We start from the raw sequence: 13,543 nt of genomic DNA on the forward strand, positions 1-13,543 counted from the left end.
CATCATCCAGGCGGGTTATTCGATCCTTTACATGATGACATATACCATAAACGCGGCATATCCGATCACGAGCAAGATCCCTTCGATTCGTCCAACTTTGTACTGGGTTCTGGATACGATCAACAGCAGCAGCGTGAGAAAGATCAGCATCCACACATCGGTTCCGATCTTCGCCTCAGGCTCCATAGGTGTGATCATAGAGGAGACGCCGACGACGAATAAGAGGTTGAATATATTGCTCCCAACCACATTGCCTACCGCGATTTCATTCTGTTTCTTAAGCGCAGCGGCCACTGATGTCACCAGCTCCGGCAAGGAGGTACCCAGAGCGACGATGGTCAGGCCAACCATCGTTTGGGTCATACCTAATTCCAGGGCAATGGTCGTACTGTTCGTCACAACCAGCTGCCCACCGAAAATAATGGCAGCCAGTCCGACCACGCTGATCAGGGTATATTTCATCCAGGATGCCTTGGTTCCGGTCTCTTGCTCAACCGTATTGGCTTCACGGCTGTTCTTTGCCGCTTCGAAGATGTAATACATGAAGATGCTAAACAAGAGCAGCAACAGAATCCCGTCTCCACGGGTAATGACATTGACATCGTGACCTTGCAGGGTTCTATCGCTAATCATGACAAGCAGAGCGGTCGTAGCCAGCAAAGTGAAGGGGATCTCTTTCCTGATGGTCTCACTTTCCACCCGAATGGCCATGATGATTGCGGTCACGCCAATAACCAGGGTCGTGTTGAACACATTACTGCCAATCACATTCCCGAGTGACATCCCCGCATTTCCCTCAATCGCAGCCATAATACTCACCATTGCTTCAGGCGAACCGGTACCAAAAGCCACAATAGTAAGACCGATGAGAATAGGAGGGACACGGAGAAACGCTGCAATTTTCGATGAACCGTCCACAAAATAATTGGCTCCAGCAATAAGCAAAATGAATCCGGCACTCAACCATATGTATGCCATTCGATTCGTATAGCCTCCTCGCTCCTGTTTTTCATACCTTTTCCGAATTTCATCAAGCTGATACAAAGGTTCAGAAGGAAATGATCATTTGTATGGTTTTATTCAGTATAACAAAAAAAGCACTTCGCTTATGAAGTGCTTACGTCGTTCATTTCAGTCCGTTTCACATTTTATATTACACGATTCACACTGCATGGAAGGAAAGCATGCATGCTAGGTATACCAGGTATAGCCCTCTGCCTCCAGTCTCTCCTTCCATATCTCAAGCAGTAGTTCCAGTTCGGCTGAGTAATCTTCCTTGGTTTCGTCCTTGTCATACTCCAGCTTTTCCAGGATCACGATTTCGATTCCATCTTCTCCATATGTTGACCAATCCTGCTGCAAAGCCTGGTTAGGGTGCAGGTTCATTCCTAGGGTAAACGTTAATCTGTTTATCTTTCCCTTCAGGTTGGCTGATGCCTCAATGAATGCACGCTTCTCCGTCTTGGGACGGATCATGTACACCCCCATATCCGGCTTCATGTTTTTATATTGCATCTGCAATTCCTTACGTCGATCCATGGTCCTCACTCCTCTTCCTTCTTCACTTACCCGATCAATAGCCCATTTCCCTTAAAATACCGGATAAGATGCGCAGACGTTCTGCAATAATTTCTCCATCCTCACTGAGCGCCTGATTAAACAACTGGATGTCCGATAAGATCTGTTCATTTTCTGTACAAACGGCTACATTCATCGCATCCCCTTGTAAACCCACCCGATCGATCGCCGGTTGCTCCGGATCATACAAGTTGTCATAGCGATAGGCCTCACGAAAATGTTGCAGGGTGCGACTGATTAAAATGGTCAGATCCAATACGCGATGCAACGGCAGTTCCTCAGACTGTCTGGACCACTTTCCACCTGTATGACGCCATACCTTCGCAGAAATATCTACTCTTCCACGGTCATTCCACTGTGCCAGTCCAAGTGACAGGCCTTTGGCATCCGAATCCTGCGAGAATCGGCCATCTACTTTCTCATAGTCCTCCGATACGATCACAGGTTTATGCTTGAGGTTTGTTGGAATTTTCATGAACTAATCGCCACCTTTTTATTTTAGTTGTTTACTCATTTACTAAATGACTAGATTCAGTGATCCCTTGGTCACATGCATTCCATGATCCTCAGATCACATGGTCCATTGATTCACCGGTTTTTGAGCTGGTCATCTTTCACTTACTCATTTACTAATTTACTAATTTACTAATTTACTAAATTCAATTATATACATTCTACACTCCTGTATGGAACGATGTCAACTTCCCCCTGATACCTCTATGTCATACAAGCATTATGACCAAAATAGAAAGGCCGATAAATAGACAGAGTGGCGTGAACAGATTGGTATCCCACTTGGCAAACAGGGTGCCGTGCTGTTTTTTAAACAATCCCATGAATTTTCCGTCACCTATCGCACGAAGAAGAAACAAAAGCACCAGCAGCCAACCTCCGTACACATGAAGCCTTTCTGGAATCCAAAGCGCGTCTTCCCTCTTTCCGAGTTCCAGCACAAATACACTGGCAAGCAGCAATCCGACCGCTACTGCACCCGTCGCCATTTTTCCAGGACGAAAGAGAGGGGTTGTATCCTGACTGGGGATGGCCGCTGCTACCCCACGTGTACCTCCACACAGCCAATAAACATGTACCAAACCAAGCAAACCTAATAATCCACTTATCGTCCAGGTCCATATCATCATCGTTGATTTCCTCCTGTGGCTTCTGTCATGTTACTTATTTCTCTCTTCTCTATGATCTCTATCTTCATTATCTTCTCTAGCTTCTTGAACTTCACTATCTTCTATGTATTTTTTGTGTCTTTGTATTCACTATCTTCTCTGTGTTCACTATCTTCTCTATTAGTCTATCGCTGCTGGGCATAGCGCCCTCTCGCGCCTATCCTCTAGGCGAACCTTTCCGCTTCCCGTCAGTTCAGCGGAACATGGATTCGATTGGCAATCTGCCTGCATTTAGTATAGCGGATAATGCCTTGCCTTGTCCAAGCATTTGACACGATGAAGCTACAGCACGCTTTTCCTCGGTCAGGATCATACGCACTTCGACTCTGACTGACAACATCTCTTATATTTCGCTATGGAGAGGTCATGTAAAATATGGTAACATTAGCAAAGATCATCAACTAAAGGAGGAATAGACTTTTGCCGGGTTCATCCCGGTGCACGAAGAAAAAATGAAAATGAGGTGAAATGATGAAGAATATCGCCCTGTATCCATTCAACAAAATTACGAAGGGTTTGATCAAATTCAGAGATTTGATCGATGCACGAATTGGTGCGGTCATCGACTTTACGATTGATTCTCGCGATCATGTGGAATGGAAACTATTACAAGAAGATAGTCTTGGTATTTTCCTTACGAACAATCTGGAGGAAGGACTGGAAGGGATCGATACCCTGATTTTGAATGATACGGGTACCCCTTTTGGCAATAGCCAATCTGCCTATCAGAAATTTGACCTGACCCAGATGTGGAGAAAGCTGGTCCTATACGCTGCCCATCGCGGCATTACCGTCATCAGCGTGCATGAAATTACGGATGCGGATACCCGGCGCTGGCTGCAAGCACATGATATTGAACTGCATGTGGATCAGCAACTGAATGCAGACATGTTAAGTGAAATGAGCCAACATTATAACCTGCAGGATGATACAGAAATCGGTACCTATCTCAAACACTTTGAGCTTGATCAACGACTGCTGGACAGCTCCCCTTCCATTTTAAAAGTAGCCATTTTCGCAACGAGAGGTTGTTTAGGCAAATTCACGACCCAGATGAGCATATACCGGGAATTAACCCACAGGGGCAGGGCGACTACCGCGATTATCACGGAACCGACTGCCTTTTTATTTCAGCAGCCCGGAGCAGATATTATGAAGTTTCTGTCTCAGCAAACCCTGGCCCAATACCCCTACTACATTCATGCACTCGTGCAAAAAGCCGAGCAAGCCGGAGCGGAGATTGTCCTGATGGCCGGACAGGGATCGTTGCTGCCAAACCATAACTTTATCATTGCTTCTACCAAACTCGCATATCTGAGTGCCTATCAGCCGGATGTTACCTTGCTTGTCGTTGGCTATGATGACGACGATCGAATACAAGATTGCCTCGACGTGTTGCGAATCTATGGCAATCAGAAAAAACCGCACAGGCTGCTGCTGCCTAATCGAATTGAAATTGGATTCGGGGAGTACGATATCCGATCTGAGGCAGAAATGAACGAACGGAAACAGGAACTTGAACGCAAATTCAATATAGAGGTGGAATTTGTCCTGCATGCAGACAAGGTTGTCGATGAGATGGAGGCATTAATCGATGAAAAAAAGATCACGGTCTCCGTTTCATAGCGATTTCCATGCGATCGTCTGCGCTCACATGACAATGCCGTCACCTAATTCAGGAAAAAGAGGTGAATGCAAGGGATGTTGAATCAGGTTGCCTTGTACCCGTTTGATAAAATTACGCGTGGTCTCATCCGGTTTCGCGATTTGTTGCAGGTCGAGATTCGTTCCGTTATCGATTTTACATGTGACCACACAGAGGATATTGGATCACGGCTAGGCGGTGAAACGACCGGCATTCCGATGACGAACGACATCGAAAAAGGCTTACAGCAAGTCGATATCCTGATTGTAAATGATCTGGGGAACAACCCTTTTGCCGATCCTGCCCATAACCTGGCGGAAAAATGGCGAACACTCGTCAAATGTGCGTATGAAAAAGGCATAACCATCATCAGCCTGCATGAGATTGTGGAACCGGGAACGAAGCAATGGCTGCGTGCCCATGAGATTTCCCTTCAATTTGATGACCAGCTGGATCATGAGCTGCTGGCGGATATGGACATGCATCCTCTGCGTGGCAAGACAGAACTGGAAAGGTACTTTCGGCATTTGGAAGCGGATCATACGGGTTACACCTCGTCTCCTTCTTCCCTGCGTGTCGGAATTTTTGCCACCCGAGGTTGTTTGGGCAAATTCACGACTCAGATGAGTCTGTTTCGCCAATTGAAAAAAAGAGGAAGATCCGCTACCTCTATCATTACAGAACCGACCGCCTTTCTGTTCCAGCAGCCGAGTGCAGATATTTTCAAGTTCTTGGCTACCCAGACCATAGACCAATATCCCTATTATATTCAAACCGTTGCGAAAAAAGCTGAGCAAGCCGGTTCGCCATATATTCTACTGGCCGGACAGGGCGCGCTGCTGCCTCACCATGACTTCCTGATTACCTCTAATCAGGTTGCTTATCTGAAAGCTTTCGATCCAGACGCCATATTGCTAGTGGTCGAATATGAGGATGATCAGAAAATTCGGGACAGTCTCGATTTCTTGCGTATATATGGCTATGAAAAGCCGATTCAACTGCTTCTTCCTGATCGAATGGAAACCGGTTTATCTGAGATTGTCTTTAAGACCCCCGCAGAGATGGCGCAGCGAAAACAGCAATTGGAAAGCCAGTTTGACATTCCCGTCGTTTATATCAAGCAGCCGGATCAAATAGCAGACCGTCTGGAACAATTGCGGGAACAGAAAGAACATGCCGCTGTCATGCTCTAGGAGCGTACAAGTTGCGATCTTGCCATGTATCGATTCGCACATCTCATGAAGGGATAGGAGAAGGAAGAGGTGAAGATGAATGTCTTTTATGACCTTGTACAGGGATATTATTGAGCCTGACTTATGCACATCTTGCGGTTTATGTGAAGCAGTCTGTCCGAAAGACGTGGTAGGCTTTCATGCAACAGATTCCATTCCCCTTCCCTGGTTCAAGGGGGAGATGAATGAAGTGCTGGACGTCTGTCAGGACTGCACCCTTTGTTCAGACATTTGTCCAGGCTATGATACCGGTGTGCCGCAGACGGAAGAGCGGATGTTTGCGCGCACCCGATCGGAAGAGGAACGATGGACCGGCATCTATCGTTATGCCTGCCAACTTACAGCGTCTTCGCCGGACATTTTGCAAAAAGCTTCGGCAGGAGGGGCTGGCACAACCCTTGCCATCACAGCCCTGACGGAAGGCTTGGCTGATGCCGTTATTGTGGTGGGCAGAGATGAGGAAGAGCCCTGGAGACCCCGTGCCTTTCTAGCGGACTCTGTCGATCAGATCATAGAGAGTGCGCAGTCCAGCTATTGCATTACCCCAAATCTGCATCTGTTAAAAGAAACTCACTATGAGAAAATCGGCTTGATCGGGGTGCCCTGCCAAATTCAGGGAATTCAAAAGTTGCTGAACCATGGCGAGCAGGAAGCACTGAAAACACTCGCCGATCGCATTCAGTTTACGATTGAACTCGGCTGTGCTTCTAGTACCGCCATTGCAGGCACCGAGCATATCATTACCGATCTGCTGCATCTCTCCCTCGACGAGGTGCAAGAGATGAAGTATCGGGACGGGGGCTACCCGGGTGAATTCAAGGTCATAACGAAAGCCGGCGAAGAACACCGCCTGCCGTTCTTCAGGCTGGTCGAGGAGTTCAAGGCGCACAAGACGTTCCGCTGTCTCACGTGCCCAGACTGGTGGTCCGGTGTGGCTGACATCTCCATTTCGGACGGAGATCCCAACATATTCGAATCCAGTAAATTCGGTGGCAATCACGCTCCTTCCTCCACAGTGCTGGTGCGAACCGAGATGGGGGAACAACTCATGAACCTGGGCCTTGCAAAGGGGCATTTCACGTTAAAGGACTATACCTTTATCAACAATCTTGGCCTGGAGAGAAAGAGACAGCGTTACCGCCACTATGAAACAAATTCAGCACGGAAAATCCCCTTGCCACCTGTACATGAATCATTTAGCGGAGATATTTTATCTGACGATGAGGTGATCGCGGTTGGAATCCGTAATAAGACATAATACGGCATCTGTTTCCAGTTTGCCTGAACAATTTGATCTGGCTATCCGGCGAAAGCCGCTGATGAGCCAAACGGTATTTGAACAGATATCGACAGACAAATCCATCTCGCAAAGAGCAATCGTATGGAGCGCACTCACAGAAGGCACTTCGAGAATCTGCGGAGTATTGCAATCGGACGACATTTTCCACTGTATCGAGGCTTTGAAGCAGCTCGGTGTACATATCGAGTGGGATCAGGCTGATGTCATCGTGAAAGGGGTGGGGCTGACGGGATTGAAACAGCCCCGCTCTGACCTCTATATCGGAAATTCGGCGACTGCGACAAGGCTGATCATGAGCCTGATCGCAGGCAGTTCGCTGGATGTGGTCATCAGAGGAAATGCCTTGCTTTCCAGACGACCGATGGATTGGGTGGTAGAGCCGCTCCGTCAAATGGGCGCCGCGATTACGTATTTGGGCGAGGAAGGTTTTCTGCCTGTGCGAGTACAAGGGGCATTTCCGCTAAAGCCCATCCACTGGAACGCCACCGTTGCCAGTGCCCAGCAAAAATCGGCCGTATTGACAGCCGCCTTGTTTGCGAATGGGGTCACCGCTTTCCGGCAGCAATGTCAGAGCCGCAATCATACAGAACTCATGCTCCAAGACATGGGGGCTCACGTTAAGATGGTAAGCGAGCAGGTGACTGAGCTTCAAGGGTGTATGCCGCTGAAAGCGCAAGACAGGCATGTCCCGGGCGACATATCCTCTGCCGCATTTTTGATGGCTGCCTATTTGCTTCGCGGGGAGGAGATGCCGCCTCTCGTCCTGAAAAAAGTGGGGGTCAATCCGACCCGCACCGGGTTTGTGCAAGTGTTGCAGGCCATGGGAGCGGATATCAGCTATAGCGAGGAAACTTTATGGGGGAGTGAACCGGTAGCGGACCTTCATATTCAACCTGCTCGTCATCTGCAGCCTGTCCGGATCGAAGGGATGGCCTTTGTGCAAAGCTTGATTGATGAAATCCCCCTGCTTGCTGCCATCAGCACGGTAATCCATGGAGATACGACCATCATCGATTGCATGGAGTTGAAGGACAAGGATACGAATAGGATCGATACGACAGCGGATGTGCTGAGGCGATTCGGAGCGGAGCTGCGAACTTGTTCAAAGGGAATGATCATCATCGGGGGCAAGTCGTTGCAGGCGTGCCACACGCATAGCCATGGCGACCATCGCATTGCTATGACCGCCGCGATTCTGGCAAGCAGCCTGCCTGAGGCGTCGGTTATTGAGGATGCGGCATGTCTCAAAGTCTCTTATCCGACCTTTTTGGAGGATCTGGCTCATTTTGCGGATATTCGCATCATACCGAAATAAACTGTAAGAGGATGGTTCATCATTTGCATGTTCATCAAAGGGAGTGAGCGTTGTTGGAAGCCAACTTGTCTATGCAGCCTAATCGCCAGGTGCTGTCACATCCATCATTGTGGAAAAACAAGACATTCAAGTGGATTTTGCTCGGATATATTTTCTCTGTGCTCGGAGACCGGTTCCATAGCGTCGCCATCAGTTTTTGGGTGTTGAAGGAAACCGGAAGCGCCAGGCTGATGTCCATTGTGCTGCTCATTCATATATCAATGAGCCTTTTTTTCGGAGCGTTTGCGGGCACAATTGCAGACCGAACGGATCGCAGAAAACTGATGTACCGGATGGACTTTATTCGCGTTCTGTTTGTTGTCGGGATCGCTTGCATGCTGCTGTTTCCATTTCAAGAATTCCGGTTTGGTGTGATCATCCTCCTGATTAGCCTCACCGCTTTTGCAGGCTTGTTCCAGGCCCCCGCTTCACAGGCTTCTCTCATCAATATCGTGGGAAAAGACCAAATTCAAAAAGCGACCGGCGCACTCAGCTTTGCAGACAATATTGCCGGTATTACAGGCTTGTCTATGGCTGGCTTTGTCGTGGCTGCATTAGGCGGGGCTTCCGCGATCTTTATCGATGCGCTTACGTTTCTGATCTCGGGATTGTGCGTGCTGGCTGCCGGAAAATTCCCGAGTCCCATTCATCAAAACAAGGAACGCAAGTCTTTTCTGTCCGATTTAAAAGAAGGCATCCAGTACATTTTCAAAAATCGTTTTGTCAGATGTGTAGCTTTGATCAACCCGCTGCTGATCTTGTTTTATCTCACTTCTCTGCTGCTCATTCAGGTGCTGGCGGTCAAGGAATGGCGAGTCAGTTCCATTGAATTCGGTATGCTTGAAGCTTGTGTACCGCTCGGATACATGCTGGGGGCATTCATGATTATGCGTATCGATCAGAGGCTTAGAAAACGGGGCTGGTTGATTCTCGGCAGTATGGCCTTGCTCGGCCCTCTCTTTATCGCGATTTCTTTCGTTCAATCTGTTTGGGTGGGATTGTTTTTTGTCCTGTGCCACGGCTTTATTTTTTCCTATTGTACGTTGCTCGTTATGGTCATCATTCGCTTGAAGGTCGAAGAGAGCATCCAGGGCAGAGTGTTTGCCACTCTGGGATCGATCACCTCGGTTGTTCCGCCCCTCGGTCTGATCATTGCCCCTTTCTTCGCGGATGCCTACAGTGCATCTTCGGTATTGGGTGTGACCGGTATCTTGTTCTTCATCGTGGCGCTCTGCTTCCTGTTATGGCTGAAACCCGTCCGGCAATTTGAATGACGATCCCTGCTGCTTCATTCGGCTTCAACCCAGTTCCACCCGATTTCGCCCCTGCTCCTTGCTCGTATACAGCGCTTGGTCCGCCCGTTGCAGCAGAGTATTCGCATCATCGCCTTCCTTGTACTCGGCAATTCCGAAACTGGCCGTGACGGGACCGGAAGGAAGATCATGGGCCTCCAGCCTGCTGCGTATCTGTTCTGCCCACGCATTGGCCTGTTCCGCATGGAGTGGCATCACAATCAGAAATTCCTCTCCACCCCACCGGCCAAATGAAATGGGCTCCCGCAGCAGTTCCCGTAACAGCAGGGAGATTTCGATCAGGACCGCATCTCCCGCCTGATGTCCATAAGTATCATTGATTTGTTTGAAATGATCGATATCCATCATCATCACACTGAGATGGTTCCCGCTCTGCTGTGCCTCCGACAGTTGTTTGGTGAATTGCAGTTCGATGGCTCTGCGATTCGGAATGTTCAGTAAAAAGTCCGTACTCGCCATCTGTTCCATGTCTCCCGCGGACTTCTGCGCATCGAGATAATACCGTTTCAGTCTGGCATACAGCGCCATGAATACAATCAGAATCCCCTGTGCCACATACGTCTGAATGAATACACTCAGCAGTTCACTTTTCTCTGCCAGTTCCTGGTCATGCTGTATGATCACATAGATGCCACTTTGCAGGACCCATCCGGAAAACACGACCGAAGAGACCACCGTTGCCTTTCGGTGGCCGCCATAGATGAGGAATGGTAGTACGTACTGGATATACATCCAGGGCGAAAGCTGAACGAACTGACTGTACAACCGATCATCACTGACAAACAGGACATAGCCGAGCTTTACACTAATGCCAACGGTCATGAACCAGTACATGCCCTGTAATACCCTGCCAATCACATGAGGCTTTCGCCATAAAGTCACTGCCAGAAAAACCTCTACACAGATGGCAATGGGGCCTCCGTAGTACTCGATCACGTCACCAGTTCCATTGGAAACCGCCAATATCCAGCGAGCCGTCGTCGCCATCGCTCCCACGCACAAACTGAACCATACAAATCGATACACATATTTTTCCCACGTCATGCCGTTTCCCCTCTCGGTGTCCCCGTTCCTTCAAGGGCGTTCCGATCCCACACCAGCGCTATTCTCCAAATGGCAAGAATACGCTGATTGATGGTGTATATAAGTAGATTCCGCAATCTGTGATCAAATTCCTGCTTATCTGGATGTTCGATCTGTATGGAAACGAAAGGACAATCTTCACCGCACTTGTCATTTGTCTAAGTTTAAATGGCTGGCCATTCAATAGGAATACAAGCAGGCAGAGGATTTATTTCACTGTAGACAGAGTACATCACGTATATCCTTTTGAGCCATTGATTTGACAGATAGAGATTCACTCTGCTTCGAAGGAAGGCTGCATCGGTTTAACGAAGAGAAAAGAAGCGCGCTATTTACGCGCCGCTTTCTTCTCCCCAATGAGAGAGTCTAGCCGATCCAGGAGATCTCCACCGCCTGTCAGGGAGATGGAACCGATTTTCTCACATATTTTCTCGAGGAATTCCAGCTCCTTCAGACGGAACAACGTCGGATTGTCTTCCATGAGTTTGGCCGTGTTTAGTAGACTTCGGGTTGAAGCTGTTTCCTCCCGGCGGGTAATCAGGTTCGCTTGCGCCTTCTTCTCTGCCAGCAGGACCGTATTCAGAATATCCTTCATCTCTCCTGGGAGAATGACATCCTTCACGCCCGCACTGAGGAAGTGTATCCCGAACGCTTCCCCCTTCTCTTGGAGGCGGGACAGTACAAACGAAGCGATGTCCTCTTTTCGTTTCAACAGTTCGTCTAGTTTAAGCGTTCCAACATACTCCCGTAGAATGAGCTGAAGCTGGATGTGGATCTGCTCATCAAAGGATTTCATCTCCAGAGAGCGTATCGGATTCACAATCTTGTATTGGCAGACGAAATTCAAGCGCAGGGAGATCTTGTCTTCTGTCATGATTTCTTGCCCGCTCAGTTCCATTTGCTGCTGCCTTCCATCCACTGGCTTGACCATGACCGAGACAGGCCCCTTCCAGAAGTAGTACTTGCCAGGAGCAAGCTCCCGCTGCAGGACATGATCATAAAATACATAACCGGTCTCATAGCTGGCAATCTCCCAAGCCTGCACATGTACAGCAAGCCTCGGCAGGATTGAGCGGTCTATCTCCGCAGGCAGCTCCGGATTCCTGACGTCCGCATGCAAGAACGTATGGTTTTTCAGGATGTTCCAGTAAGCATATGTACCCGGCTTGAGCAGCTGTATAAATTGTCCGTCCTCGTAATGTAGGACATATTCGTGGTCTCGTACTTGTACGATTTCAAGTTCCCGTACAAGGTCTTCATCATGCAGAAACAATTGCAGCTCTCTTCCCTCTACGAGGAAAGGCTTCGCCATATCCATGACGACTACGGTCGTTTGCAAGCCGCTCCAATAACGATAGGTGCCCGGTTGCAGCTTTTTCATATAACTTCCTTTTCGAAACAGCAATCCGCGCTGGTCTGCCTGTATCGTCACTTGTTTAAACATGTTTGTTCCCCCTTCATATTTCGACCAGTCGATCAGAATCCTCCTGCAGCTTAGGCGGAATCACGTTTTAGACAAGCCGTTTACCAGTGTTTATGTTGGACTTGGATTCAAAGGATGACCTCGAATGTCCTCGGATATGCTCGCTACTTTCACCCTTTTGCTTCCTCTGTCCGATCACAACAACCGGATTTCCGCTTATCGGTATCCACGGATTTCATGGCCTTCCTGCAGTGTGCACGAACGAGCCACTGAGGATTCTGTTTCTGGTCTTTCATTTAGAAGTTGTCGCTCGATCCACAGTCGAGTTTCCAAAATCGCTCCCTAGGCGATTGGGGAATCGAACCCCAGTGGCGGATCTTACCGACGAGATCGTACAGGATACCATCATCCAATTGGCATGGCACTGCGGGATACTTCGACATCCCAGCCTCGTTACGACCGTCTGCATAAGAACCGATGTGTCTTACAGGTTCTATCATCACACTTTTCATTCGAATCGAACATGGCGAAAGTATTACAAGACCAAATAAAAAAACACCTCATCGGGTGTCCTTTTCGTTACAGAAACTCAGGATTCAACTTGTACTTTTCTCGAAACGAGTGACTCTACTCTCGCGCTCGGGGTCGATTGTTGCTATAAGGAATACACATGGGGAACCCGTAGACGGGGTCCTGGACGATCTTGCTCTCCAAATGAAACACGTCATGGACTAATCTTTCCGTAATCACCGCTTTCGGATCACCCTGCTCATATACCCCCTGATCTTTGATCGCAACAATATGGTCTGCATAGCGACAAGCCATATTGAGATCATGCAAAACCATCACAATCGTTCGTTGCTCTTTCTGATTCAACTGAGCGAGCAGGTCCAATATTTCGATTTGATGCGTCATATCCAGGAACGTCGTGGGTTCATCCAATAAGATCGTATCGGTATTTTGCGCCAACGTCATCGCGATCCAGGCCCGTTGCCGCTGCCCCCCGGACAATGAATCAACCGCTTGATCCGCATATTCCGTTAAATGAGTGCTCGCCAGAGCCATTTGCACCTGCTGCTCATCCTTTTTTGACCATTGCTGTAGCCAGCTCTGATGGGGATAGCGTCCTTGTTTGACAAGCTGAAACACTGTCATGCCTTCAGGTGTAATGGGACCTTGGGGGAGTATAGCCAGTTGTTTGGCCAGCTCCTTGGTAACCATGGAAGAAATCTTTTTTCCATCCAGCATGATTGCCCCATTGCTCGGCTTCATTAAACGGGCAAGAGATCGAAGCAAGGTGGATTTCCCACAACCATTACTCCCCACAAAAACGGTTATTTTTCCTTTGGGAAGCTCTATATCCAGGTTATGAATGATTTGTTTTTCTCCATAAGTTAACGTTAATTTTTTTGTTTCCAAAGCAATCATGCGGCT

The 13,543-nt window shown here is 48.4% G+C and carries 12 protein-coding genes; 5 read left to right on the plus strand and 7 right to left on the minus strand.

Features of this window, described 5'->3' with window-relative positions:
• Positions 1-27: 27 nt before the first annotated feature.
• The 4 genes from ACFSUC_RS04890 to ACFSUC_RS04905 form a co-directional block, all read right to left on the minus strand.
• Positions 28-978, minus strand: coding sequence for a calcium/sodium antiporter (locus tag ACFSUC_RS04890; protein ID WP_379928366.1), 951 nt, complete (start codon positions 976-978; stop codon positions 28-30).
• A 213-nt stretch (positions 979-1,191) separates the two neighbouring features.
• Positions 1,192-1,539, minus strand: a complete 348-nt coding sequence (locus ACFSUC_RS04895; RefSeq protein WP_379928367.1) for a GIY-YIG nuclease family protein — start codon at positions 1,537-1,539, stop codon at positions 1,192-1,194.
• A 34-nt stretch (positions 1,540-1,573) separates the two neighbouring features.
• Positions 1,574-2,053, minus strand: coding sequence for a DUF6530 family protein (locus tag ACFSUC_RS04900; protein ID WP_379928368.1), 480 nt, complete (start codon positions 2,051-2,053; stop codon positions 1,574-1,576).
• A gap of 247 nt (positions 2,054-2,300) precedes the next feature.
• The gene (locus tag ACFSUC_RS04905; protein ID WP_379928369.1) at positions 2,301-2,720 is read right to left on the minus strand and encodes a DUF3995 domain-containing protein; all 420 of its coding nucleotides are present in this window, start codon (positions 2,718-2,720) and stop codon (positions 2,301-2,303) included.
• A gap of 510 nt (positions 2,721-3,230) precedes the next feature.
• On the opposite strand from ACFSUC_RS04905, the gene ACFSUC_RS04910 reads away from it, so the two are divergent.
• The 5 genes from ACFSUC_RS04910 (at position 3,231) to ACFSUC_RS04930 (ending at position 9,564) form a co-directional block, all read left to right on the plus strand.
• Positions 3,231-4,385, plus strand: coding sequence for a DUF1611 domain-containing protein (locus ACFSUC_RS04910; RefSeq protein WP_379928370.1), 1,155 nt, complete (start codon positions 3,231-3,233; stop codon positions 4,383-4,385).
• A 75-nt stretch (positions 4,386-4,460) separates the two neighbouring features.
• Entirely contained in the window at positions 4,461-5,597 is a 1,137-nt protein-coding gene (locus ACFSUC_RS04915; protein WP_379928371.1) for a DUF1611 domain-containing protein, read from the plus strand.
• A gap of 79 nt (positions 5,598-5,676) precedes the next feature.
• Positions 5,677-6,894, plus strand: a complete 1,218-nt coding sequence (locus tag ACFSUC_RS04920) for a Coenzyme F420 hydrogenase/dehydrogenase, beta subunit C-terminal domain (protein ID WP_379928372.1) — start codon at positions 5,677-5,679, stop codon at positions 6,892-6,894.
• Entirely contained in the window at positions 6,872-8,251 is a 1,380-nt protein-coding gene (gene aroA, locus ACFSUC_RS04925; protein ID WP_379928373.1) for a 3-phosphoshikimate 1-carboxyvinyltransferase, read from the plus strand. Before ACFSUC_RS04920 ends, aroA begins: the two co-directional genes overlap by 23 nt.
• A gap of 53 nt (positions 8,252-8,304) precedes the next feature.
• A complete protein-coding gene (locus ACFSUC_RS04930; protein ID WP_379928374.1) occupies positions 8,305-9,564 on the plus strand; it encodes an MFS transporter in 1,260 nt (419 codons plus the stop codon).
• Positions 9,565-9,588: 24 nt separating this feature from the next.
• Here ACFSUC_RS04930 and ACFSUC_RS04935 read toward each other — a convergent pair whose 3' ends face one another.
• The 3 genes from ACFSUC_RS04935 to ACFSUC_RS04945 all read right to left on the minus strand — a co-directional run bounded on the left by ACFSUC_RS04935 (position 9,589) and on the right by ACFSUC_RS04945 (position 13,537).
• On the minus strand, positions 9,589-10,647 hold the full coding sequence (locus ACFSUC_RS04935; RefSeq protein WP_379928375.1) for a GGDEF domain-containing protein: 1,059 nt from the start codon (positions 10,645-10,647) through the stop codon (positions 9,589-9,591).
• Positions 10,648-11,014: 367 nt separating this feature from the next.
• Positions 11,015-12,130 carry a slipin family protein gene (locus tag ACFSUC_RS04940; protein ID WP_379928376.1) on the minus strand — a complete coding sequence of 372 codons (1,116 nt, stop codon included), beginning with the start codon at positions 12,128-12,130 and terminating at the stop codon, positions 11,015-11,017.
• Positions 12,131-12,736: 606 nt separating this feature from the next.
• A complete protein-coding gene (locus ACFSUC_RS04945) occupies positions 12,737-13,537 on the minus strand; it encodes an ABC transporter ATP-binding protein (RefSeq protein WP_379928377.1) in 801 nt (266 codons plus the stop codon).
• Between the last annotated feature and the right edge of the window lie 6 nt (positions 13,538-13,543).

It is taken from the genome of Marinicrinis sediminis (assembly GCF_042685085.1).
GTDB classification, from domain to species: domain Bacteria; phylum Bacillota; class Bacilli; order Paenibacillales; family KCTC-33676; genus Marinicrinis; species Marinicrinis sediminis.